Origin of the sequence: Olsenella sp. Marseille-P4559 (assembly GCF_900605015.1) — a bacterium.
In the GTDB taxonomy this organism is placed as follows: Bacteria; Actinomycetota; Coriobacteriia; order Coriobacteriales; family Atopobiaceae; genus Tractidigestivibacter.
Genome location: NZ_LR027573.1, coordinates 1,099,501 through 1,123,673, shown reverse-complemented (window position 1 = coordinate 1,123,673; position 24,173 = coordinate 1,099,501). Strand labels below are relative to the sequence as shown.

The 24,173-nt window shown below is 62.0% G+C and carries 20 protein-coding genes, 1 tRNA gene and 1 pseudogene; 14 read left to right on the top strand and 8 right to left on the bottom strand.

Translation table 11 applies throughout. The features are described 5' to 3' along the window. Positions 1 to 8: 8 nt before the first annotated feature. The 7 genes from E0E00_RS05260 to E0E00_RS05230 all read left to right on the top strand — a co-directional run bounded on the left by E0E00_RS05260 (position 9) and on the right by E0E00_RS05230 (position 7,331). Positions 9 to 1,259 carry a Tat pathway signal protein gene (locus E0E00_RS05260; protein WP_130811453.1) on the top strand — a complete coding sequence of 417 codons (1,251 nt, stop codon included), beginning with the start codon at positions 9 to 11 and terminating at the stop codon, positions 1,257 to 1,259. 91 nt (positions 1,260 to 1,350) lie between these two features. Continuing rightward, positions 1,351 to 2,100: a response regulator transcription factor gene (locus E0E00_RS05255; protein ID WP_130811452.1), complete on the top strand. Its 750-nt coding sequence runs from the start codon at positions 1,351 to 1,353 to the stop codon at positions 2,098 to 2,100. An 8-nt stretch (positions 2,101 to 2,108) separates the two neighbouring features. Further along, positions 2,109 to 3,650, top strand: a complete 1,542-nt coding sequence (locus E0E00_RS05250; RefSeq protein ID WP_371683371.1) for an ATP-binding protein — start codon at positions 2,109 to 2,111, stop codon at positions 3,648 to 3,650. A gap of 110 nt (positions 3,651 to 3,760) precedes the next feature. Next, positions 3,761 to 4,657 carry a phosphoribosylaminoimidazolesuccinocarboxamide synthase gene (locus tag E0E00_RS05245; RefSeq protein WP_207302664.1) on the top strand — a complete coding sequence of 299 codons (897 nt, stop codon included), beginning with the start codon at positions 3,761 to 3,763 and terminating at the stop codon, positions 4,655 to 4,657. Next, entirely contained in the window at positions 4,644 to 5,381 is a 738-nt protein-coding gene (locus E0E00_RS05240; RefSeq protein ID WP_130811451.1) for a hypothetical protein, read from the top strand. The genes E0E00_RS05245 and E0E00_RS05240 overlap by 14 nt, the downstream gene beginning before the upstream one ends. Positions 5,382 to 5,433: 52 nt before the next feature. After that, positions 5,434 to 5,509 (top strand) — tRNA-Arg (locus E0E00_RS05235). A gap of 559 nt (positions 5,510 to 6,068) precedes the next feature. Further along, entirely contained in the window at positions 6,069 to 7,331 is a 1,263-nt protein-coding gene (locus tag E0E00_RS05230; RefSeq protein ID WP_130811450.1) for a helix-turn-helix domain-containing protein, read from the top strand. A gap of 40 nt (positions 7,332 to 7,371) precedes the next feature. On the opposite strand, the gene E0E00_RS15165 is transcribed toward E0E00_RS05230, so the two are convergent. The 8 genes from E0E00_RS15165 to E0E00_RS05195 all read right to left on the bottom strand — a co-directional run bounded on the left by E0E00_RS15165 (position 7,372) and on the right by E0E00_RS05195 (position 18,517). Beyond that, a complete protein-coding gene (locus tag E0E00_RS15165; protein ID WP_256386404.1) occupies positions 7,372 to 7,497 on the bottom strand; it encodes a hypothetical protein in 126 nt (41 codons plus the stop codon). 83 nt (positions 7,498 to 7,580) lie between these two features. Beyond that, positions 7,581 to 9,584, bottom strand: coding sequence for a Stk1 family PASTA domain-containing Ser/Thr kinase (pknB, locus tag E0E00_RS05225; protein WP_130811449.1), 2,004 nt, complete (start codon positions 9,582 to 9,584; stop codon positions 7,581 to 7,583). Between the two features lie 116 nt (positions 9,585 to 9,700). Further along, positions 9,701 to 12,532 carry an FtsW/RodA/SpoVE family cell cycle protein gene (locus E0E00_RS05220; RefSeq protein ID WP_130811682.1) on the bottom strand — a complete coding sequence of 944 codons (2,832 nt, stop codon included), beginning with the start codon at positions 12,530 to 12,532 and terminating at the stop codon, positions 9,701 to 9,703. Between the two features lie 41 nt (positions 12,533 to 12,573). Further along, on the bottom strand, positions 12,574 to 14,082 hold the full coding sequence (locus tag E0E00_RS05215; protein WP_242622132.1) for a Stp1/IreP family PP2C-type Ser/Thr phosphatase: 1,509 nt from the start codon (positions 14,080 to 14,082) through the stop codon (positions 12,574 to 12,576). Then, positions 14,082 to 14,495, bottom strand: a complete 414-nt coding sequence (locus E0E00_RS05210) for an FHA domain-containing protein (protein ID WP_130811448.1) — start codon at positions 14,493 to 14,495, stop codon at positions 14,082 to 14,084. The genes E0E00_RS05215 and E0E00_RS05210 overlap by 1 nt, the downstream gene beginning before the upstream one ends. Before the next feature lie 3 nt (positions 14,496 to 14,498). Beyond that, positions 14,499 to 15,701 carry a DUF3662 and FHA domain-containing protein gene (locus tag E0E00_RS05205; protein ID WP_130811447.1) on the bottom strand — a complete coding sequence of 401 codons (1,203 nt, stop codon included), beginning with the start codon at positions 15,699 to 15,701 and terminating at the stop codon, positions 14,499 to 14,501. Then, positions 15,685 to 17,472 carry a serine/threonine-protein kinase gene (locus tag E0E00_RS05200; RefSeq protein ID WP_165443559.1) on the bottom strand — a complete coding sequence of 596 codons (1,788 nt, stop codon included), beginning with the start codon at positions 17,470 to 17,472 and terminating at the stop codon, positions 15,685 to 15,687. The genes E0E00_RS05205 and E0E00_RS05200 overlap by 17 nt, the downstream gene beginning before the upstream one ends. A 157-nt stretch (positions 17,473 to 17,629) precedes the next feature. Beyond that, positions 17,630 to 18,517 carry an NAD(P)-dependent oxidoreductase gene (locus tag E0E00_RS05195; RefSeq protein WP_242622131.1) on the bottom strand — a complete coding sequence of 296 codons (888 nt, stop codon included), beginning with the start codon at positions 18,515 to 18,517 and terminating at the stop codon, positions 17,630 to 17,632. 422 nt (positions 18,518 to 18,939) lie between these two features. Here E0E00_RS05195 and E0E00_RS05190 point away from each other — a divergent pair, with 422 nt between their 5' ends. From E0E00_RS05190 to E0E00_RS05160, 7 genes and pseudogenes are all read left to right on the top strand, one after another. Further along, positions 18,940 to 19,422: a PTS sugar transporter subunit IIB gene (locus E0E00_RS05190; protein ID WP_130811444.1), complete on the top strand. Its 483-nt coding sequence runs from the start codon at positions 18,940 to 18,942 to the stop codon at positions 19,420 to 19,422. Between the two features lie 55 nt (positions 19,423 to 19,477). Further along, on the top strand, positions 19,478 to 20,236 hold the full coding sequence (locus E0E00_RS05185) for a PTS sugar transporter subunit IIC (protein WP_130811443.1): 759 nt from the start codon (positions 19,478 to 19,480) through the stop codon (positions 20,234 to 20,236). Between the two features lie 68 nt (positions 20,237 to 20,304). After that, complete coding sequence (locus E0E00_RS05180; protein ID WP_130811442.1) at positions 20,305 to 21,096, top strand: PTS system mannose/fructose/sorbose family transporter subunit IID; 792 nt, start codon at positions 20,305 to 20,307, stop codon at positions 21,094 to 21,096. 80 nt (positions 21,097 to 21,176) lie between these two features. Next, the gene (locus E0E00_RS05175) at positions 21,177 to 22,112 is read left to right on the top strand and encodes a phosphoglycerate dehydrogenase (protein WP_130811441.1); all 936 of its coding nucleotides are present in this window, start codon (positions 21,177 to 21,179) and stop codon (positions 22,110 to 22,112) included. A gap of 30 nt (positions 22,113 to 22,142) precedes the next feature. Continuing rightward, the gene (locus E0E00_RS05170) at positions 22,143 to 22,541 is read left to right on the top strand and encodes a PTS sugar transporter subunit IIA (protein ID WP_130811440.1); all 399 of its coding nucleotides are present in this window, start codon (positions 22,143 to 22,145) and stop codon (positions 22,539 to 22,541) included. Positions 22,542 to 22,594: 53 nt separating this feature from the next. After that, positions 22,595 to 23,491: a dihydrodipicolinate synthase family protein gene (locus E0E00_RS05165; protein ID WP_130811439.1), complete on the top strand. Its 897-nt coding sequence runs from the start codon at positions 22,595 to 22,597 to the stop codon at positions 23,489 to 23,491. Positions 23,492 to 23,526: 35 nt separating this feature from the next. After that, positions 23,527 to 24,173 (top strand): annotated as a pseudogene (locus E0E00_RS05160) (ketohydroxyglutarate aldolase); the annotation flags it as partial.

Below are 24,173 nucleotides of genomic sequence, written 5' to 3'. Positions count from 1 at the left end.
GGCCAGTTATGCTGGGCCACAGACACAGCAGCCAAAACGGTGCCGCACGCCACGCAGGCATCTCTCGTCGCTCGTTTTTCAAGACGGGTGTCGCGGCGGCCTCTGCTGCGGCAACCGTAGGTGTTCTTGCCGGCTGCACCAACAAGGAGCAGGACACCGCCGACACCTCCGAGCCCGTCAACGTCTCCGAGGACACGGGCACAAGCATCTTGGACACCTTTACCTCGGTTGACCTGCCGTACTCCGCCAGCAACACGTGGACGCTGCCCTTGGGTAACGTCCTTCACCCGGCGGAGGGCGTGTGGCTGCCCGTTACCACGGCCGGCGCCTCTGCCAGCCCCATGGTTGTGGCCTCGGCCCTCTCTACCTCCTCGGGCGAGCTCAAGGAGGTTGTGACAAAGGCCGTCACCGGCACTACGACCTCGGTCATTTATAGCGTTGCCTGCTCGGATTCGGTTTATGCTTGGGTAGAGTTGGACATGATCACCCGGTCATGGAGTCTCTTTGCGGCGGCGTTCTCGGACGGGGCCCTCGCCGGCGAGACCAAGACGCTCTGGCAGGCGGATTCCAACTGGGACCCGGCCCCGGTTGCCTGCAGCGGCACCTCAGTCATTTGGCAGGTGCAGCCCTCTACCTCGGGCGATAAGACCGCCGAGACCTCCTATTGCTACCTCTGGACCGTTGGCTCGTCTAACGCCCAGGCCGTTGTGGAGTCCCCTGGCCGCTTTGCCACTTCCCCCACCGTCTGCGGCAACTGGGTGGTGCTCGCACCCCGCGTGCGCGCAAGCGAAGGCACCTACTACGGCGTTACCGCCTACACCATCGATGACGGGCTCAAGACCAAGGTCGACCAGCTCGTGATGCCGACCTCGGTCAAGCCCTTCCGTGCCTGCCGCATGGGCGAGAAGTTCGTCGTCTCCGTCGAGGCAAACTACGGCTCCGGTGGGCTTCTCGGCAACATGGGCACCTACATTGGCTCGAGTGACGGCAGCGACTTTCTCTACCTCGCGCGCGAGCCATTCGAGTGCGCGGCCGCTGGCAAAAATGGCGTCTACTTCATCAAGAGTCGATCCTCCTACATCGTGGTCAACGCCACCGATCAAACCTACAGCGTGCTCTCCGCGACCGATAGGAGTGTGGACTACGGCGATTACCCGGCGCGCGTTGGCGAGTGCGACACGTTCGTGACCTTCTCGTCCGTCAAGGATGCCACCACCGGATACCCCGCTTCCGTAATAGTGAGAACCTTCCCCCTATAGGATGGTTCGAGAGTGGCCCTTGTGGGGTACACTATTATAGGATTGGTGGGTCTATCTGACCATCGAGCATATCTGAGCTAAAGGAGGCCGCATGGCTTCAGACGAGAAGAAGATTCTGCTGGTAGAAGATGAGAAGGCAATCCGCGACGTCGTAGCGGCGTACCTCGACCACGAGAACTATATCGTTCGCGGCGTCGGGGACGGCCAGAGCGCCGTTGAGGAGTTCGAGAAGCACTCGTTTGACCTTGTGATTCTCGACCTCATGCTCCCCAAGCTCTCTGGCGAGCGCGTGTGCCGCGCCATCCGTGAGACCTCGAACGTGCCCATCATCATGCTTACCGCCAAGGGCGAGGTGGAGGATCGCGTCATTGGCCTTGAGCTTGGCGCCGACGACTACCTCATCAAGCCCTTCTCGCCGCGTGAGCTCATCGCCCGCGTGCGAGCCCTGCTGCGCCGCGCCCACACCGAGACCGAGCCGCAGCTCGAGGTGTTGGACTTTGGTGACCTGGTCATCGACATCTCTGGCCACAAGGTTATGGTCGAGGGCGAGGAGGTTGACCTTACGGCCTCCGAGTTCAAGCTCCTCACAACGCTTGCCCGTCACCCCGGCCGCGTCTACACCCGCATGGAGCTTGTCGAGAAGGTCTTGGGCTACGACTTTGAGGGCTACGAGCGCACCATCGACTCCCACGTCAAGAACCTGCGCGCCAAGCTGGGTGACGACCCACGCAACCCGCGTTGGCTCTACACCGTTCACGGTGTGGGCTACCGCTTCGAGGCCCCTCAGGCCGATGACAAGGCCAAGGCAGCCAAGGTAGCAGCCAAGGTAAAATCTGAGTAGGAGCCAGGGTGGCCTCCCAAGGTTTAAGCGGCGAGCCCGCGGCCAATGATGGCGCGGATGCCGCCACGGGCCGCGGCTCGTTTAACACGATAAAGCCCGACCCAAAGCACAGCTGGACCTACTCCACGAGACTGGCCGTCTCGTTTGCTCTCACCGCGGTCATGACGGCAGGCATTCTCGTCGTGGTCCTAGCTGTTGTCTGGGAGAGTCAGTTCAAGGCCTATACCAGGGGCAATATGCAGTCGCTGGCGCAGTCGGCGGCAGACACGCTTGCTGTTGCATATGATGCGGCAGGCGGCTGGACGGTGGATGTGGTCTCCAGCGCCTCGTCCTTCTCGGGCGCGTCGCCAGACGTGGGCCTACAGGTGCTCGACAATGATGGCAACATCCTCTACGACGATACCGTCGGCCTCTCGCGCTACGGCGACTCTGGTGCAGCGGAGACGGGCGAAAGCGCCGTGCCCACGGGCTCCGAGTCAGTGGTCACGGCAAGCGTGGTCGACGCCGAGGGGGAGACGGTAGGCGCCGTGCTGCTATGGGCCTTTGGCTCGGATGCCCTGCTCACCTCGACAGACGCCAAGTTTAGGGAGAGTTCCTACAGCGCCATCTCCGTTGCGGCGGTCATCGCGGTTGTTCTCGCCGTGATCATTGGCTACTTTGTCTCGCGCTCGCTCACCAAGCCCATCCAGCGCATCACGCGCACGGCCTCGCAGATAAGAAACGGTGACCTCACGGCCCGCACGGGCGTGCGCGGCACGGACGAGATTGGCCAGCTGGGCGAGACCTTCGATGACATGGCAACCTCGCTCGAGAAGGACCTCAAGCTCGAGCATCGTCTTACCAGCGACGTTGCGCATGAGCTGCGCACTCCGCTCATGGCTATCCTCGCAACCGTCGAGGCCATGCAGGACGGCGTGCTTCCGGCAGACGACGAGCACCTGGAGACCCTTGCCTCCGAGACGCGCCGCCTTTCTCGCCTTGTTGACGCCATGCTCAAGCTCTCGCGCCTCGAGAACGGCACCACCGAACTCAAGGTGGAGCGCACCGATGTGGTCTACCTGGTTAGGAGCTTGGTGAGCTCACAGCACCAGCTCTTCCACGAGAAGGGTCTTCACCTGCGCTTTAATGACAACACGGCCCATGGTGAGTGCCAGGCGGACATCGATCCCGACCTTATCCGCGAGGCAATCGTCAACCTTATGAGCAACGCCATGCGCTACACCGACGAGGATGGCTGGGTTGTGGTCTCGGTTGGCTCAGGCCACTCGGACGCCATCATCTCGGTGCGCGACACCGGCATTGGCATCACCAAGGAGGACATCCCCCAGACCTTCTCGCGCTTCTGGCGCTCTGACGTGAGTCGCGAGCGCGTCTCTGGCGGCCTGGGCGTGGGCCTCTCCATCACCAAGGAGATCGTGGACCGTCACAACGGCACCATCTCGGTTGACTCCGAGCTGGGTAAGGGCACCACGTTCACCATCCGCGTGCCCCTCAACCGCGGGCGCCGCAACCTCAAGCAGGCGCTGCAGGAGAAGCAGCAGGAGAAGTAGAGGGGTTCATGCGATAGGGGTGTGAGGCGCGCGACTGCCACGGTCGTGCGCTACACTACTCACTGCGTGCCTGACCAGCGGGCGCATCGTCGAAAGAAACGAGGTCTATCGTGGCTGACATCGAGCTTCGCCCGGATTCTCACGGCAAGGTTCGCGATATCTATGACTGCGGGGGCGCCCTGCTCATGGTCGCGTCGGATCGCATTAGCGCGTTTGACTACATCCTTCCGGACGAGATTCCCTACAAGGGCGAGATTCTCACGCGCATCTCGGCGTTCTGGTTTGAGCGCTTTGCCGACCTCATGCCCAACCACATGATCTCGATGGACGTGGCCGACTATCCCGCCGAGTACCACCAGTACGCCAGCTACCTGGCCGGTCGCTCCATGCTGGTCAAGAAGGCCAAGACCATCCCCATCGAGTGCATCGTGCGCGGCTACCTCACCGGCTCTGGGAAGAAGACCTATGACGCCGATGGCACGGTTTGCGGCATCAAGCTGCCGGATGGCCTGGTCGAGGCCTCGAAGCTCCCCGAGCCGATCTTCACCCCGTCGACCAAGGCGGCACTTGGCAACCACGACGAGAATATCTCGTTTGAACGCTGCGCCGAGATTGTGGGCGATCAAGTTGCGGCCCAGCTGCGCGACGCTTCCCTCTCCATCTACAAGGCCGCTGCCGAGTATGCGGCAACCCGCGGCATCATCATTGCCGACACCAAGTTTGAGTTTGGCTTCATCGGCGACAGTCTCACCCTTATCGACGAGTGCCTCACGCCGGACTCCAGCCGCTTCTGGCCTGCCGAGGGCTACCGGCCCGGTCACGTCCAGCCCAGCTACGACAAGCAGTACGTGCGCGACTGGCTCAAGGCAAACTGGAGCATGACCGGCAAGCCGCCCCACCTGCCGCAGGACGTTATCGCGGGAACGTCGAGCCGCTACCAGGAGGCGTTCCAGATCATCACCGGCCACGAGTTCGAGCCCATGAAGGAGTCCCATGTCTCTGCGTGATACCATCGACGGCGCCCGCAAGGAGGTCGAGGAGGCCAGCAGGCTCGGCGGTAACACCAAGTCGGCAGACTCCAAGGTCGAAAGGAGCGAGCGCGGCGCTAAGTCCGAGAAGTCTTCGAAGGATGAGGCCGAGAGGCGCGACCCCATGGCCACCAGGAGCTACCGCAGCTCTGCGGCCGGCGCCAAGCCCAGCCGTGAGGCCGCCTCCACCGTGCGTATGGCATCCTCCAGCTCTTCTGCCAGCATGGGCGGTGGCCTCTTTGGCGGCGGCACGCCTGCCCAGAAGGAGGCTCGCAAGGAAGAGAGGCGCAGGCAGCGCGAGGAGGAAGACTTCCGTCAGCGCGGCTACGACCTCATCCTCCGCACGAACGAGGAGTACCGCAAGACCGAGCGCACATGGTGGATTCTTATCGGCGTGGGCTTTGGCATGACGATTGTCTCGCTGCTGCTGGTGTGGGCGTTTCCCGCCGACAGCTCGGACTACCAGACGTTTGCTGGCATTGCCTCGGTGGCGTCGGTGGTGCTTGCGTTTGCCCTGATCATCGGTGCCTTTGTGTACGACTGGCGTGTCCGCCGGCCCGTCCGCAAGGCCACCGAGCGCAAGGTTGCCAGCTATAGCGACAAGAAGCTCGCCGAGCTCTTCGAGCAGCAGCGCCGCCGTGAGAACGAGGCCGAGGCAGCAAGGCAGGCCAAGAGGGCGAGCCGAGCCAACAAGAATAAGTAGCGAGTGTCTCGTGGCACGCATTGCTGGTCGATGGTAGAATGTCTTTTCGCATGCCCTCGTAGCTCAGGGGATAGAGCACAGGTTTCCTAAACCTGGTGTCGGCCGTTCGAATCGGCCCGGGGGCACCATGTAATGTCGCAGGCCAGACCCATCGCTGGGTCTGGCCTGTTCGCTCTGGGACGGGGTTGTGGTGCGGGCGGGCTAACCCACGGGGCTTCGTGCCCCAACGGCCTCGGGCTTCTCGGTACCCCACAATTAGCCTGCAGGCTGGCCCCGCTGGCTAAAAAGTCGCGTTGTGAGTACGCACAACCGGGGAAATCTGTCGGGGTCGTGACGTTTTCCCAGGTGGGCGAGAGGGGCCTGGCAACGGAAGGGGATTGTGCGTACGCACGACGGTAGTCCTCTGCCAGCGCGGGGCTCCCGAAGGGCAGGACTGCCAGAAAGACGCTATCGTGCGTACGCATACTAGGACAGTCTTGACATTGGAGACGGTTGCCTAGCGGTCGGAATCGAGGAGAAGGCTTCTGCTGCGATGCCTCGCGTCGTGGATTTCGCCGTGAGTTGCCAGGTCGAAAAGCCCCCTGCAATCCTCGGTGCCGTACCCAACGCCAGCGGTCACGCGTGAGCGCTACACTCGAGAAGGCAGTGTCGTGCCGTTGCCCCATAACCACACGAGAAGGGGGAGCCATGTTCAACCCGTTCCGCGACGAACAAGGCCGGCCCAAGACAATCGCCGAAGTAACCTGGGATGACCTGCCCCAGCTCGCTGACCTCGAGGAAGGTTTTGCGCTGGAGTTCAAGCAGACCTTCGGGCCAAGCGTGCGCCGGAAGATTCCCAAGATCGTGGCGTCGTTCTCGAACTCGCGCGGCGGGTGGCTCGTGATTGGAATCGCAGACGACTCCCGCGAGGTTGTGCCTGTCCCGCGCGGCACGGCAGACATCAGCCAGGTGATAGGGGAGCTCTGCCGCAGGCACGTCTCGCCCGCGCCGCACTTCGAGGTACGCTTCCTGACAGACCCCACGGACGACAGCCGTGGCGTGATTCTGGTTCGCGTGGACGAGGGGGACTTTCCTCCCTATGTGGCCGACGGCATCGTAGAGATTCGTGAGGGCTCGACCTCGGGTCCGGCTGACGGAACTGCACTGGTAGACCTGTATGACCGTGCGACCAACCGCCGCCTAGACGTGCGCAGGTTCTGTTGTCGCACGGTCTACTACCCCATGGCCGATGACGCAAGGGACCCCGTTGCCCTCTTCGACCTGTACCTGTTTAGGCTCGGTCCAAAGGCAGACGAGGCCAACTCGCGTGCGAGCATCAACGAGGGAGCTGCGGCGATGCGCGCGGCCTTCGATTGCTATGGGATTGGTTGCCGCGTCCAGCACGCGCACGACAGCCTGGTGTTTAGGACTTCTCAGCGAGACGAGACAATCGTTGCGCACTCGGCAATCGAGCTCTTCCCCAACGAGTCGCTGAAGCTTTCGGTTCCTGCGGTGATGGTTACCGGGGAGGAGCGCGAACAGGCCATGCGGTCGCTTGCCGCGCGCACGCTCTTCTCGCCACGGTCAGACGCGCGACTGATGGACGCTAGCGCAACGCTGCGGCGCGTGACGAGAATGGCATCGCTTCTCGACCGCTACGTGCGTCTGCGCGGACTCTCTTGGCGAGAGTACGCGGTGGCCTACGAGCTTGAGCACATGGCGGGCGTCACAATGTGGTCGCCAAACGAGACGTACCTGGGCTACGCGGCGCGGCGCGGCGTGCTCTACTGCGCGACAACCGACTGCATCTCAAGGGTACGCTACCTCGATGATGGGGCACACGACACCTTCCGTGCTCGTCAGTTTGCAGGCAGCCATTTCTTTGAGGCATGCGGCCTGCCGCTTGGCTCGCCTGACCCCGAGGACCTGGAGCTGGTGAACGTGCTGCTCAGCACCAGCGGGGAGAAGTGAGGGGATGGCCCTGGCAATTCGTGTCGAAGCCGACTGCTGGCTAGTTCGATGCCTTGCCTGGACCAAGCTCTTTGGCGACCTCGATACCGAGGCGGTGGGGGATGCCAACAACAAGCGCATTGCCGGTGGTGCATGTTTCAGCAATACAACCAAGCAGCGAATACATGCTGCACGCCTCGCCTTACAAAGCGGCCCCTGACCCGTCTGATCGCAGGTCGGGGGCCCTACTGGCGCTTCTCGCCAACCATGCTAGTTGCTGGTGTTGGACGTCCCGCCGGTGTTGCTGTTCGAATTCTCGCCGTTCGACGAGTTGCCGTTGTTCGACGTCCCGCTGTTGCTGTTGCTGCTCGAACCAGAGCCGCTGGACACCACGATCGTGATGGTCGACCCCGCGGTCGCCGATGTCGCAGATTGCGAGATGACCTTGCCCTTGGCAACGCTGCTGCTCGTCTCGGTGGTCACTGAGACGCTAAAGCCTACCCTCTCGAGCTCCTCCTTGGCGTCGGACTCCTTATACCCTACAACGTTAGGCACCGAGACGGACGCTGGGCCGGTGGAGACCGTGATGGTGACCGTGCTGCCCTTGTCGGCGCTTATGCCTGCAGATGGGTCGGTGCTAATGACAAGGCCCTTCTCGACGCTGGACGAGGAGGACTGCTTCACGCTCACGCTAAAGCCCACGCTCTTGAGTGCGCTCGTGGCATCGGACTGGGAATCCCCCACGACGTTGGGGACAGAGACCTGCTCGGCACCCTGCGAGAGGTGATAGGTGATGGTGTCACCAGCCTTGGCGTCCGAGCCTGCCGCGGGCTCCTGCTGGGCAACGTGGCCAACCTCGATGTTCGCATCGTAGACAGAGTCGCCCGCTTGGCCCTTGAGCCCGTACTTGTTAAGCAGCTCCTGCGCCTCGGAAGGCGTGCAGTTGGTGAGGTCGGGCACCGTGACCGAGGCTGCCGGCTCTTCTCCCTTAGAGACGACGATGTCGATCTTGGAGCCCTCGGTGGCCGTACGCCCGGCACCCGGGGTCTGCTCGATGATCTTGCCCTCCTCGACGGAGGAAGAATACTGCTGCGTCACGTTGCCGATAGTGAAGTTATGGCCATCAGAGGTGAGCATTGCCGAGGCCTCGTCCTGCGTGAGGCCAAGGAGGTTGGGTACCGAATACGCCTTCGAGCCAGACCCCAACGCAGCCATAACGAGGAGCGCCACAAGTGCGATGCCTGCGATGACTCCGACGATAGCAAGCGCGCGATTGCGTTTGTGCTTCTTCTGACGGTCCTCCTCCTCTGCGGCGGCCTGCTCGGTGGCGGACTGGGGGCGAATCCTGCCCGTGGCCTGTGCGCGGGACATGTTCTGGGTGACATTGCTGCCACGTCCTGCCAGCGGTTTGGTTGCTGCTGCAGGGAGCATCGCCGTTGCGTTGTTGACCGCCTGCATGCGGCCGGCAAGGTAGTCGTGAAGCGTGTGGTAGAGTTCGTCGGCCGTCTGGAAGCGGTCTTTGGGGTCCTTCTGCATGCACTTGAGGATGATGGCCTCTATCTGAGGGTCCACGTTGGGGTTGATTTGGCTGGGTGGCACGGGCTGCTCGGTGACCTGCTTCATGGCCACGGTCACTGCGTTGTCACCATCAAAGGGGACACGGCCGGTGGCGGCCTCGTACATCACGATGCCAAGGGAGTAGAGGTCGGTGGTGGGGCCAAGCGGCTTGCCTTGGGTCTGCTCGGGTGAGACGTAGTGTGCCGTGCCCAGGACCGAGTTGTCGGTGGTGAGGTGGCTGTTCTTTGCGCGTGCGATGCCGAAGTCCATTACCTTGATGTTGCCACTGGGCTGCACCATGATGTTCTGCGGCTTGATGTCGCGGTGGATGATGTCGTGGTCGTGAGCCACGGAGAGCGCCTGCGCTATCTGCGAGCCAATCTGCGCGACCTTCTTGCAGTCGAGCGCGCCATGCTTGCGAATGCCGCTCTTGAGGTCGGTACCGCGCAGGTACTCCATGATGATGTAGTAGGTGTCACCGTCCTTGCCCCAGTCATAGACCGAGACAATGTAGGGGCTGTTGAGCGCCGCCGCAGCCTGCGCCTCCTGCTTGAAGCGTGCTGCAAATGAGGGGTCGGTTGCGTACTGGGGCAGCATCGTCTTGATGGCGACAGTCCTCCCCAACACCTGATCCATGCCACGGTAGACCGTGGCCATGCCCCCCGCACCTACCTTGTCGAGGACCTGGTACCTTCCACCAAGGACCCTTTCTGCCATCTGCCTCTCCTATCCACCCTAGCGGCGACACCGCGTCTTGTGACTACGTTTAAAGTGATCAGCGGTTCGTGTTCATATCTAATGGCTCGTTTCGTACACAGGTCATGCGCCTCCCATCAGCTTGCGCCAAGAGCCTGGATGTTAAGGCAGCTCGCAAGGACCTGCCCCGCCACTCCGGCGGCATACCCCTCGACGTCGGCGCCATCTTCTCCCTCGATGACAACAGAAATTACGAGCGTGGGGTTGTCGTATGGCGCAAAGCCGATAAAGAACGAGTTGATCTTGCCGTCTTCGATTTGGGCCGTGCCGGTCTTGCCGGCGACCTGGACGCCCTGGACCTTGGCCCTTGTGCCCGTGCCGTGGTCAACAACGCCGAGCATGGCCTCCTTGACCTGGGAGGCGGTCTCGGCAGAGATGGCCTGCCCAAGGGACTTTGGCTGGGTTGTGGAGATCGTGGCACCCTCGGGGGAGAGCACATGGTCTACCACGTAGGGGTTCATGACCACGCCCCCGTTGGCAATCGCCTGGGCGACCATGGCATTCTGCATCACGGTCGTCTGCGGGCCCGCGGGACTCTTGTGCTGGCCCACGGGCTGGCCGCATGCCGCCCATGCCGTTTCCCACTCGGTCATCTCTGAGGGGTCGGGCATGAGCGACGCCACGGTATTGAAGTCCTGGCCCACGTTGGTGCCGTAGCCAAAGGCGTCGGCATACTTCACCAGGTTGGAAGCACCCACTTGGACACCCACCTGGCCAAAGACCGTGTTGGACGAGAGGGCAAAGGCCTCCCTGAGCGTGGGAGTGCCGTAGTCGTTGTAGCCGTAGTTGCTCACCTCGGCTCCACCGATGGTCAGCGCAGGTCCGGCGTTGTAGACGGTGTCGAGTGTGGTGGTGTCGGTATCGAGGGCGGCCGAGAGCGTGACCGCCTTGAAGGTGGAGCCAGGTGAGTAGAGCGTCTGCGCGGTGCGGTCGAGCAGCTGGGAGCCCGTGCCGCTGGAGCCCATGATGCTGTCGAGGTCATCGTAGGAGTACGTAGGTGCACTTGCCTTGGCGAGAACGGCTCCGGTAGACGGGTCGAGCACCACCACGGCGCCCGTGTAGCCGTCGAGGGCAGACTCGGCGGCGCGCTGCATCTGCGAGTTGATCGTGAGTGCCACGGTGTTGCCAGGCTCTTGCACTCCCGCCAGCGAGTAGAGCGCGCCCTTCCAGTCGGAGTAGTTGTGGCTACCCGTAAGCGTGTCGTTCATCGTGGACTCGATGCCAGAGGTGCCATAGCGCGTGGAGATGTATCCCACGGTGTGCGCGGCGAGAGACCCCTGCGGATACGAGCGCAGGTAGGTGCCATCCTCTTGGCGCAGGCTCTCGGCCAGGGTTACGCCGTCGGATGTGATGATGGCACCGCGCTGCACGTAGGCGCTCTTGGCAATGGTGTGGTTGTTGGATGACATGTTCTGGATGTTGCCGGCATCGATGACCTGGAGATAGGTGAGGTTGGCGATGAGGGCGGCAAAGAGCACCGCAAATGCCGTGATAAGCGCCGTGAGGCGCTTGCCCAAGGCCACGCGGCCAAGGATGCCTGACTCACTGCCCTGCATCTCGAAGCGGCCACGTGCATGCGAACCATGGACAAAGGCCGACGCGTGGGCGCCCAGGAGCGAGACGCGCCCATTGTTGTCCTCGGCGGCGCTGGCAACGAGCTGCGCCTCTCGTCCGGTGCCCTCGTCGCCTGCGCGTAGGAGCAGCCCCACGATGATGAAGCTCGAGAGCAGTGAGCTGCCGCCCTGGCTCATGAAGGGAAGCGTCACGCCCGTCAAGGGCAAGAGCTTGGTGACGCCAGCGATGATGAGGAACGCCTGGAAGCCGATGACCGTGGTCAGACCCACAGCGGCAAAGGCGGAGGAGTCGGACTTGGCGCGGGCCGCCGTTGCGAAGCCGCGCACGCAGAAGAGCATGTAGAGAATGATGATGGCGCTGGCCCCCAGAAGGCCCATCTCCTCGGCGATGGCCGAGAAGAGAAAGTCACTCTCGACAAAGGGAATGAGGGTGGGCAGGCCCTTGCCAATGCCCGTGCCCACCAGGTCGCCGTCGACAATGGAATAGAGCGACTGGACAACTTGGTAGCCGCTGCCCTGGGCGTCTGACCAGGGGTCAAGCCAGATGTCCACACGCACCTTGACGTGCGAGAAGAAGCGGTAGCAGAAGACAAAGCCAACTACCAGAAGGCCAAGCGCTATGAAGACATAGCTCCAACGGCCGGTGACCGCGTAGAGCATGACCACGAAGTACATGAAGAAGAGAAGGGCGCTGCCCAGGTCGCGCTCGAAGATAACGATGAGAAGGCTGATGCCCCACATGATGAAGAGGGGGAGCAGCATGCGGAAGCGCGGGATGCGGAAGGGTCCCACGCGATGTGCGGTGGCAGAGAGCGCCTCTCGGTTGGATGCCAGGTAGAAGGCCAGGAAGAGGACGATAAGAATCTTAGCCAGCTCGCCTGGCTGGAACGAGAAGCCCCCAAAGGTGAGCCAGAGCTTGCTGCCGTTCTTCTCGGTGCCTATGACCATGGGGAGCAGGAGCAATACCACGCCAATGAGACCCAGCGTGTACTTGTAGCTGGCCAGCGTGTCGAGGCTGCGGGCGACAAAGAGGGTCGCAATCATTGCCGCGACCGAGACAAAAAGCCACATGACCTGGTTGTCTGCCAGGTTTGGGGCAAGGCGCGTGACAAATGCGATGCCGATGCCCGAGAGGAGAAAGATCACAGGCAAGATGATGGGGTCGGCATCGGGCGCGAGGATGCGCACGGCCACGTGGGCCGCGGCGAACGCCGCAAAGAGCCCTACGGGAACGGCGAGCGTGCTTAGGGAGAGCACGACGCTGGCGTTAACAACGTAGAGGGCGTAGAGCAGGACCACGGGCACGGCTGCCAGGCAGAGGAAGAGCAGCTCCATGTTTCTGCGGTTGCCACCGCGGGTTCTCTCGTTGGCCACGGTCACTCACCCCCGTTTGTCTGCGCCGCGTCTCCAGTGGTGCTGGTGTCTGTCGAGGCGTTGCCATTGGCGGAGTCTGTGCCCGACTCGCCCGTCTGGGTGCCGTCCTCTGGCGCTGCCTCTCCGGTAGGGTTGCCCTCGGCAGCCACTTCTGCGGCCTTCTCGGCTGCCTTGGTCTTCTCGGCGTCTATCTGCGAGCGGTATGACTCAACAGTGGAGAGGGCCTCCTGCTCGCTGCCTACGTGAATGCCGCCATTTTGTAGCTGCGTGCCGACGTTTGCGGGCAGGTCGTCTATCTCCACCGCTGTCGTCTGGACCAGGCTTGAGAGCGAAAACCCCAGGACCTCGCCATCGATTCCCTGGTAGATGCCTACGGTATCGCCATCGACACCCAGGTACCACTCGCTCTTTGCAAAGAGGAAGAAGCCTCCGAGCACCACGACCGCAAGCAGCACCATGGCGGTGATCACGCGCAGGGCAAAGCCCACCGAATGCTTGCGCGCCGCGGCTGCTACGCCGTCGTTCAGGATGTCCACCACTACGACGGTCACGTTGTCTGCGCCGCCTGCGGTGAGCGCGGTGGAGACGAGGTTGTCCGCTGCCTGCTGCGGCGTGGCGCTCGAGACCGCAACGGAGCCAATCTCGCTGTCAGGCACCATGCTCGAGAGGCCGTCGGAGCAGAGGATGACGCGGTCTCCCGTGGACACCTCGATGGAGAAGTGATCTGCATACATGTCCGGGTCAGAGCCCAGGGCGCGCGTGATGATGGAACGCGATGGGTGCACGCGGGCCTCGTCGGCGGTTATCTGGCCAGCGTCGACGAGCTCCTCCACATAGGAGTGGTCGCGTGTCACGCGCACGAGGTTGCCCGCGTGCAGGAGGTAGATGCGGGAGTCGCCCACGTGGGCGATGGCCATGCGGTTGCCGTCGATAAGCGTGGCCGAGGCGGTGCATCCCATGCCAGGTTTGCCCCGTCCCTCCTCGGCGCCCTTGATTACGGCCTGGTTGGCTGCCTCAATCGCTGCCCCAAGAAGGGCGTCGTCTGCGGTTGCAGGGGCCTTCTCGCCAATGGTTTCAACGGCAATGGAGCTTGCGACCTCGCCGGCTGCGTGGCCGCCCATGCCGTCGCATACCGCGAAGCACGGCGTGCGGATGAGGAACGAGTCTTCGTTGTGGCTTCTCACCAGGCCCACGTCGGAGCGGGCACCCCAGGCGATGAAGGCGTTCTTGCCGCAGGTGGCATCGGCGCCGGCGCGTCCCTCTACGGGGATGGCCGCACGACCTGGGGCGTTGACGGGTTCTTGTGGCTGGGCGCTCTCGGGCGAGACGGGCTCCTGGTGAACGCCCTCGGGCACGGATTGCCTGTCGGCTGTCATACGCTTGGGCGTCTCGGGCTTTGGCACCTCGGCGGCAGCAGGATGCTCGCCCACCGGCTCTGCGGGGGCTTCGTCTGGTACGGCCGTCTGCATCGGCGCGTCTTGGGGCTTCATCTGTGGGTCCTCGGCGGCCATTACTGACGGCTCACTCGCATGATGGTGTCGCCAATCTGCACCTCGTCGCCGTCACGAAGGGTGACGGGCTGATCGATCACGTGGCCGTTGACCATGGTTCCGTTTGTAGAGCCGAGGTCCTCAAGGACGAGGGCCGGCCCCTGGATGGTAAAGCGGGCATGTGTGGCCGAGACGTACGGCTCGTCGATTACGATGTCGGAGGAAGGGGAGCGGCCAACAACCACGGGGCCGAGCACGTCTACGTGCAGGCCACGCATGGCACGCGAGCCCTTCTCAACGTCAACGCACCAGATGGCGGTGTCTTTGCGCTGCCCGCGCACCAGGCCTACGCCTGCGCGCATGGCGGCAAAGAGGAAGACGTAGAGCAGGACGACGAGGATGATTCGCCCTGCAAAGAGAATCAGGTCGATCATGGCCTAGCTCTCCCTGAACTCGAGGTTCACGAGGCCAACGGTGATGAGGTCGCCGTCGCACAGGACGCATTCATCTACGTCGATATCGTTGACGAGCGTGCCGTTGGTGGAGTTGAGGTCAACGATGTGCCAGTTGCTCCCGTCGTAGGAGAGCTCCGCGTGGCGGCGAGAAACGTTGGGGTCGCGCAGGTAAACACCGCACTGCGAGCGCTCGCGGCCGATGAGGCAAGAGGGGGCCTTGGCAGCGTAGGTGCGCCCGCTCTGGCGGTCGATGAGCATGCAGGTGGCAATGCGCTGCTGGGGAGCGGGCTGTGCTGGGGCAGCGGGTGCAGAGACGTTACGACGACGGGTGTCGGGTACGACCTCGGGGGCCTGGCGTGCGGCCTGGTGCTGTGCGGGCGAGGAGAAGTCCGCTGGCTGGGGCGCTGCCGCCGCGACGGCCTGGGCCTGATCTTGGACCGCCTCGGCAACGGGCTGAACCACCTGCTGGCTGCTGGAGACCGGTGGTGTTATGACCGGCACGGCAACGGGGGGCACAGCCTGCGATGGGCTGGCGTCTACGTAGGGTACCGGCATAGGAGTGGACGAGGAGGGAGATGCCACCGCGGGGATCACGCCGCCTGCGGGCTCGATGTAGTCCATGGGCATAACGTCCAGGCCGGCATCAGTGCCGCCGGGGGAAGCCTGCGGAGAAGATGCGGATGCCATGGGTTGCGGGATGGGGCTGAGGTGTCCCGCGGACGGACGTCGACGCGGCTTGCCAATGGCAGCGGCTCCGCCCACGCTTGAGTTGCCACCCAGAAACGCGCGCTCCTCCTCGCGAAGGCGGGCGAGGGTCTGTCCGTTGACGTTCTCGGCATCAACGTAGAACTTGCCCGACTTGAGGGACTCGTCGACCATGAAGCGCACGAGCGGCCTGCCTACCAGGGCATAGCCCTTCTTGTTGGCAGATTCGGTGATGAACTCGCCAAGTTCATAGTCGATGCGCTCGTAGAGCGGGCGCATGAGGGAGTCGTCCTCGGCCGAAACCAGGACGGTATAGAGTGCCGGCGCGGTGTCGACGCCGTCGATGCGGTATGTCTCGGCCTCCATCTTGCGGGCTGCATGCTTTGCGAGCTTCTTGAACGAGAATGGCTCTGCATAACCCTGTGGGGCAGACTCAAAGACCGAGCTAATCCGGCCCTCGAAATCACTGAGAAAGCTCATCTGAGTCCTCGCCTTCTTGGTCCTCGTCCAGAGGACCCCTCAGGACGGTTTCTACACACAAAAGCACACTTAAGAATACAGCAAGCCCACAGCCCTCCAACATCTGGCCAAGCCAATACCCGCTAGATTCCACTCTGCAGGCGAGAAGCCAAAGCAAGATGATGGAGATGGCACCTGTGACCTGCCCCACAATACCCGAGGCAACGCTTCCCCTCATAGCGATGGCGGAGGCCGCAAGCGCCGAAACCGCACAGCCGGCAACGATGATCCAGGTCGCGGGGCTCGTAAGCAGGGGCACGAGCGTTGCCGCGATTGCCTGGGCCGAGAACTCGTTTGAGACAGCGGCATTTGCAAGAAGCGAGAGGAGCGCACCTGTGGCGCCCGTGGCGGCGGCGGGCAGCGGGTCCATGCCGTAGGCGGCGATGGCGACGCCCGCGGCAGGCGAGTTGAGGCAGACTGGGGCCAGCATCGATGCTGTGGAGACGTGATCCGTGTGGCCGCAGGATATCCACCAGGCCGCAAAGGCAACGGCCACCACGATGGCGAGCGGGAACGATGCCGCTGTGACGTGTGCCGTTGCGAGCGCCAAGACCAGGGAGGCGCCTGCGGCGGCGGAGCCTATGGGTGGCCACGCGAGACAGGCTGCAGCCGAGACGATGGCTCCTATCAGGGCAAAGGTGCTTGTGGCTCCCGGAAGTGCCGGCAGTATGGCATACATCGCGAAGAACGTGCAGACCGCGGACGCCGCTCGCTCGATTGCAGGGGCAAGCCAGGGGATGCGAACGTGAGCCGGCAGGTTGGAGGGCGTGGCGGCAAGGGAGGGGTCGTCGTTCTCGGACTGGTCGACGAGCTCGCGGAGGGACTCGGCGCCTTCGGTGGCGTCGCCCAGCGAAGGCAGGATGGAGCGAGCGAACTCCTTGACGGAGGACGTCCGCCCGGCAGCGGCGGGGGCCATAGCGCGGAGAAACGCATCCTCGACGCCTGCCGCAAGGTCGGGGTCGAGCATCGAGAGCGGGGGCTTGGGACCGCGGGCTATGGCATCAAGCGAGCCTTTTGGCGTGGTGGACGCAAAGGGGCTTCTCCCTGTAAGCGCCTGCCAGGTCACAACGGCAAGCGAGAAGACGTCCGTGCGTTCGTCGACAAGGAGGCCTTGGATCTGCTCGGGTGGCATGTAGCCAACGGTACCACCGCGGGCACCGCCGTAACCGGCCGCGGAAGCCAGCGTAGCCATGCCAAAATCTGCCAGCTTCACGGTGCCCTGACGGTCAATCATGATGTTTGTCGGCTTGATGTCCATGTGGAGCACGCCGTTTTCGTGCGCGTAGGCGAGCGCGGCCGTTACCGAGCGCAGAACATGGGCGCACTCCTCGTGCGTGAGGGTGCCACCCTCCACGCGGGCGAGGAGTTCTGCCAGGTTAAGGCCGTCCACGAACTCCATGACCAGGTATGCGTAGGTGCCGTCTGTCTCGAAGTCGTAGACCGTCACGATGTTTGGGTGGGCGAGGAGGCAGGCCGTGCGCGCCTCTGCCAAGGCCTCGTCTGCTGTGGATGCGGAAATGCCGCCGGGGTCCTCGTTTGAGCGCAAGGGGATTCTTTTGATGGCAACCCGACGCTGAAGGCGCGTGTCCCAGCAGGTGCAGACGGTGCCAAAGCCGCCTGCACCGCGTCGCGCGAGCACGCGGTAGCGTCCAAGGAGCGTCTCCTCGGGAGTGGTGTGCGCACCGGCCCTGACCGGCCGTGCAGCGCTCTGTGTGGGGTTGGCGGTGCCCACGGCGTCTCCTCGTTGTTGTACGTTTGTGGCTTCGTTTTTTCTTGCCGTGATGAGGACATTCTAGCTAATTGTGCGGGGAGTAGACAGAGCACGCCCCCAGCCACTGCCCCTGATGAAAAAGAGGATGTGGTATTCGGTGGCTGTCTGGGTGCGCTCGCTATTTGAGGAGGGAGTTCGCAACAGAGCGAGCGTCGACAACATTGGGGGGAAGATTACCTGCCATTGCAGCGAGAATGTTGTCGGCGACAATGTTTCCCATGCGTAGGTTTGCCTCGAAGGTGGACGAGCCGACATGGGGCGTCACAAGCACGTTTTGAAGATCGAATATGGGACTGTGACGAGGAGGCTCACGCTCGCACACGTCGGTTGCGTAGCCCCCGAGACCCCCTGACAGCAGGGCTTTCTCCAGTGCGGACCCTCGCACCACTCCCGCCCGCGCGGTATTGATGAGGTATCCCTTGGGCCCAATCATGCGGAGCTCTTTCGAGCCAATCATGTTTGAGGTTGCGTCGGTAAGAGGCACATGCAGCGTTACCACATCAGAGCGCTTCAGCAGGTCGTTAAGCGTCGTGAACTCGAGTCCATAGAGAGTTGCAAGTTCGCGTTCGGCGATGTCGTAACCAAGGGTCTTCATGCCAAAGCCCTCAGCTCGCCTCGCAACTGCCATACCGATGGAGCCAACCCCAACAATGCCAAGCGTCTGTCCGCTTAGCGTGTGGCCAGGGAACTTTCTCCATGTGTCATGCTTAACGCCATAGATGTTTGCGTAGAGCTGGCGCTCAAGGCCAATCATGAGCCCAAATACAAGATCGGCGGTCTCGTCGCGGTTTCCACCTGGAACGTTGGCCACGGTAATGCCACGCTTTCCGGCTTCGACCAAATCAACGTTTTCTACTCCCACGCCATTGCGAACAATGAGCTTAAGGCGGGGCATGCGTGTAAGCAGGGGTCCGTCAATAACGGTATTTCCCACGACCAGAACGTCGGCGTCCACCGCGAGAGCCGTGAGCTCACGCCGTGAAAGCTGGCGCTGGTACGGGTTCATCTTGACAACGCATCCCGCCTCAACGAGACGCGTTATCGGCTCTTTGGCGTAACGGCCAAATGTCGTCGAACATGAAGCGACGACCCATTTTGTCAGTGCGTCCATCTAGACCGGCCACGCCAGAAGGATTGTCCCTGCTGGAGACAAATCAAATCAGCAGGTATGTGTATGACGGAGCCGTTCCTCCGTATACAAACTAACAGTTCTGGTCCAAAATCCGAAGTGCAGTCTAAAAATAACTATTTAATAACGAATAAAAATAATATAAATATGGATATACATTAGAATTAAAACCGATAAAACGAATATAAATACCGTTCACCTATTGAAATAGAAAGTTATATCACCTCTTTTTTACCAAGAAGATAATGGGAAATGAAAGGCATTTCACACATATGCTTCATGGAAGGGTGGTTGGAACTATGGGCGTCGTTCTCACGCGTGTGGACTTCAGGCTCATTCATGGCCAGGTCATGACGAGGTGGCTCACCCAGACGGGCGCTAATGAGATCGTTACCGTTGATACGGCGACGAGCAAAGACCCCTTCATGATGGACGTCTTCAAGATGGCTGCCCCCAAGGGAATCCGTATCAAGATTTACGACGTTGACCGTGCGGTTAAGGCGCAGCGGGACGGCGAGTTCGAGAAGAACAAGATCATCATCCTGTTCAAGAATGTCGCCGAGCTCAAGAGGGCCATTGATGCCGGACTCAGGCTTGACAGCATCCAGATCGGTGGCCTTGGTGGCGGCCCTGGACGCAAAGCGGTTCTCAATGCAATCACGCTCGACCAGAAGGACCTCGACGACCTTCTCGCCATCCAGGCTCAGGGCAGCAAGGTCTACTTCCAGACCACGCCCGATTACCCGTCGGCAAAGCTCGATGAGATTGCGGCGAAGTTCTAATACAGCCGGTTAATGGCGGGGCCAGCGCGACTCCGTCGTAGAAAGGAGACAGAGCATGGATATAATGCGCGCGGTGCTCGTTGGCTTGATCTATTGGCTCTCAATGGGTCGTGCCTGGTACTACTTCTCGTTCGCATTTAGAAAGCCAGTGGTTCTCGGCGTGGTCATTGGCCTCATTTACGGTGACGTTGCTCAAGGTTTGCTGGTGGGCGCAACCATTCAGCTTATGTACATGGGTGGCATTGAGGCGGGGGGCAACATTCCCTCCGATCAGGGCCTTGCGGCGTGCATCGCTATCCCGGCTGCACTGGCCAACTCGCTTGACCCCAGCGCCGCAGTTGCGCTTGCGGTCCCGTTTGGCGTGCTCGGCGTCCTTATCAACAACGTGCGACGTACGATCAACTCCTTCTATAACACGAAGGCAGACCAGTTTGTCCAAGAGCGCAACTACTCTGCGCTTTCGACATTCTCATTTCTGCTGCCCTGGCTGACCAACGGCGTTCTGTACTTCACTCCGGTCTTTCTGGCAACGCTGTTTGGCCCCGCTGTTGTCGAGGCATTCATCAATGCAATCCCCAATTGGGTTATGAGCGGTCTTGCTAACGCGGGCAACGTCCTTCCTGCCCTCGGCTTCGCGCTGACGCTTGTGGTTATGGGCAAGGAGAAGTACCTCCCGTTCTTCGTGCTTGGTTTCTTCACCTATGCGATTGCCGGGTACTCGATGCTCACCGGTGCGGTCATTGGCCTGTGCCTCGCGATGATCGTGTCCCTGTTTGTCCAGACCGATGACGAGGAGGTTGCTCTCAATGACTAGCGAGAACACAGAAATGACTCGGGGGGGGGGGCGTCTCTGACGATGCTCTTGAGAAGACCGATTCCGTTCTGACAAAGTCCGACCTGCGTGGCGCCTGGTGGCGTTGGTGCTTTGCAGTTGAGGTTCCGGTTTCGTTTGACCGCATGCAGGCGCTTGCCTTTGGCTTCTCTATGAATAAGGTCATGCGGAAGCTCTACAAGGATGATCCCGATGAGCTTCAGGCCGCGATGACCCGTCACACGAGCATGTTCAACACGAACTGCGATTGGGGTAGCATCATCCATGGCATCGTTATCTCCCTCGAGGAGCAGCGTTCCAAGGGTGCCGAGGAGATTACCCCCGACATGATCGAGTCCATCAAGATTGGTCTCATGGGTCCTCTTGCCGGCATCGGTGACTCGGTTGACCAGGGTATTGTTGCTACGATCCCGCTCGCAATCTTTGTTCCTATGGCCCTTGGCGGCAGCGTTTTCGCTGCTTTCATTCCGGGCATTATCTACATCGTTTGGTCGATGGTCTGGTCCTGGTTCCTGTTCCGCAAGGGCTACACGATGGGCCGTACGGCTGTCACTGACATCCTCCACTCCGGCACTATCAAGAAGGTCATCGACATTGCGACCATCGTAGGCATCTTCATGGTCGGATGCCTGTCCGCCTCGTACGTAAAGCTTGCCTGCGTCGCAACGGTTGGCGGTGTCGAGATCCAATCCGTTCTCGATTCCATGCTGCCAAAGCTATTGCCGTTTGCCGTGACTATGGGCATGTACATCTACATCAAGAAGCGTGGTCCCCACTACTTGCGCATCATCATCGTGACGATGATTGCGGCCGTCCTGCTTACGGGGCTTGGAATTATTTAGTGACCTGCGCGTCCGGCCTGTGCCATGCGGGCTGGGTCCCTTTATTGCCTACATCAAATCTTATTTCGGGGGCCTGTTTCATGAAGGTACTTATCACTCCGCGCGGCTTTGCCAACTATGGCCTTGACGAGGTCAAGCTCATGGAGTCCAAGGGTCTTGACGTTGATTACAACGACACGGGCAAGGCATATACGGCAGAGCAATTTCTCGAGAAGGCAAAGGATGCGGACGCAATCATCGTAGGCGTGGACGACATGTCCGCTCCCGTGATGGTGCGGCTGCCCAAGCTCAAAGTCTTTTGCAAGTTTGGCGTTGGCGTTGACAATATCGACTGCGACTACGCTAAGGCGCATGATATCTACGTTGGTCGAACCGTTGAATCTAACTCGCTGTCTGTCGCCGAGCACGTGGCCGCTCTCATGTTCGCCGATGCGAAGAACCTCTACCCTACCATCCGCGACGTGAAGGCTGGCTCTTGGGGGAAGCGTACAGGCATTGAGCTCGCTGGTAAGACGCTCGGTATCGTTGGCTTTGGTGCCATTGGCAAGCAGCTTTCGAGCATTGCTACGGGTATCGGCATGGACGTGCTTGCATACGATGCTTTCCCCATCAGCGAAGGGGCTGCAAGGGAGCATGGCGCTACCGTTGCCACCTTCGGGCAAATCATTGAGGAGTCCGACTATATGAGTGTGCACGTGCCCCTGCTCGACAGCACGCGCAACATGATCAGCGTGCCACAGTTCAATGCCATGAAAAACAGCGCCTGTGTGCTCAACGCAGCCCGTGGTGGCGTTGTCGACGAGGACGCACTCTATCACGCGCTGGTAGATGGCGATATCCGCTCTGCAGCATTCGACGTCTTTACCACCGAGCCACCTGCAAAGGACAACCCGCTGCTTGCGCTCGATAACTTCCTACTTACGTCGCACACCGCCTCCAGAACCCACGAGGCCGAGAAGAGGACCTGCCAAATCTCGACTGACGTCATCCTTACCCAGCTTGGCCTTAAGGACTAACCACCTCGACCTCAACGGAAGGGAGGAACAATGAATCTCGTTCTCGCATCCCACGGAAACTTTGCAAAGGAACTCGTCAAGTCCGCCGAGATGATTTATGGGGACATGTCCGATGTGCCCATCGTCTCCCTCATGCCAGGCATGTCGTTCGAGGGCTTCACGAAGGAGGCCTCTGAGGTTCTCGATAAGACGGGCAAGAACACGCTCGTCCTTGTCGACCTCTTTGGCGGCACGCCGTCAAACGTGTTCTCGGCCCTTACCAGAAAGTACGGGCACCACGTTGTGACCGGTCTCAACCTTCCCATGCTCATCGAGGTTTACTCCACGATGAAGGGAGATGCTTCTCTCAGTGTTGAGCAGGTAGTGAAGCTTGCTCTGGACACACTCCAGAGCAGCGGCGTCTACGTTAACGAGCGACTTGGCAGGTAGCGAGAAAGAGCTTTTGTTTCTGTAGCAAATAAGGCAGAAAGGCAGTCCCAGGCATGTCTGCGTTCTCCGGGGTCATCGTCCCCATGGTCACGCCGTTCAGGCGCGACGAGGGGCAGACCATCGACTACGAGGCCGGCGAGCAGCTCGTCGAGAGGCTCGTCGCGGCCGGCGTCTCCGGCATCTTCGCCTTCGGCTCCAACGGCGAGTTCCACGTGTGCACGCCGGACGAGAGGATAGGGTTCTCCAGGTTCGTGGTCGAGAGGGCCGCCGGCCGCGTGCCCGTCTACGTGGGCACCGGCTCCTGCTCCACGCGCGAGGCCGTCGAGATGTCCAAGCGCGCCGAGGACGCCGGCGCCTCCGCCGTCTCGGTCGTGAACCCCTACTTCCTGCGGGTCTCCGACGCCGAGGTGGTGGGCCACTACGAGGCCGTCGCCGAGGGCGTGGGGATCCCCGTGCTCATGTACAACATCCCCAGGTGCACGGGCGCCAACCTCTCGCCCGAGGTCGTGGCGCGCGTCGCCGAGGTCGACAACGTCAGGGGCGTGAAGGACTCCTCCGGAAGCATGGCGAACCTCGCGGCCTACGTCGAGGCGGCCAGGGGCAGGGGCGTCGACGTCCTGGTGGGCTCCGACGGGATGATCTCCGCGGCCCACGCGCTCGGGGCCTCCGGCGCCGTCGCGGGCACCGCGAACCTCATACCGGGGGTGGTCGTGGGGCTCTGGCGCGCCCTCGAGGCCGGCGACGCCGGGGCGGCCGCGCGCCTGCAGGCCGAGGTGGGGCCGCTGAGGGACGTGCTGCACATGGGCTCCGTCCCCCAGGCGCTCAAGCGCGCCCTCGAGCTGGCCGGCGTGCCGGTGGGCCCGGCGAGGAGGCCCGTGGCGGAGGCCTCGCCCGGGCTGGACGAGAGGGTCCGCGCCATGCTCGACCACTACGGCATCGCGCACGGGTAGCGCTGCGAAACAATAACGAGAAGGGGGATACAGCAATGGGGATCCAGAAGGCAAGCGTAACCAGGGCGCTCTACGACACGTGCGCCTTCGCGGTCGTCCGCGTCCCGACCGTCGAGCGCGGCCTCGAGGTCGCGGAGGGGCTGCTCGGGGGCGGCGTCGGGGCCATGGAGGTGAGCTATACGCTGCCCAGCGCGGGAGGGGTCATCTCCGGCATCCGGGAGCGCTTCGGCGGGGACATGCTCGTCGGCGCCGGCACCGTGATGGAGGCCACGACGGCTCGGCTGGCCGTCATGGCGGGCGCCCAGTTCGTCGTCGCGCACACGCTGAGCGACGGGGTCGCGCGCGTGTGCAACCTCTACCAGGTCCCCTACGCCCCCGGCTGCACCACCGTGACCGAGGCCAACCGCGCCCTCGAGATCGGCGCCGCCTTCGTCAAGTGCTTCCCGATCTCCAACGCCTACGGGCCTCAGCTGGTCGGCCTTTTCAAGACCCCCACGCCCTGGATGCCCCTCATGGCCTCCGGCGGCATCAACCTCGGCAACCTCGCCGAGTGGGTGCGCTCCGGCGTGGACGCCTGCGGCATGGGGAGCCTGCTCACCAGGGGCTCCGCGGACGAGATCGCCAGGAGCGCCGCGGAGGTGCGCCGCATCATCGACGAGACCCGCGCCCAGATGGGGGCGTA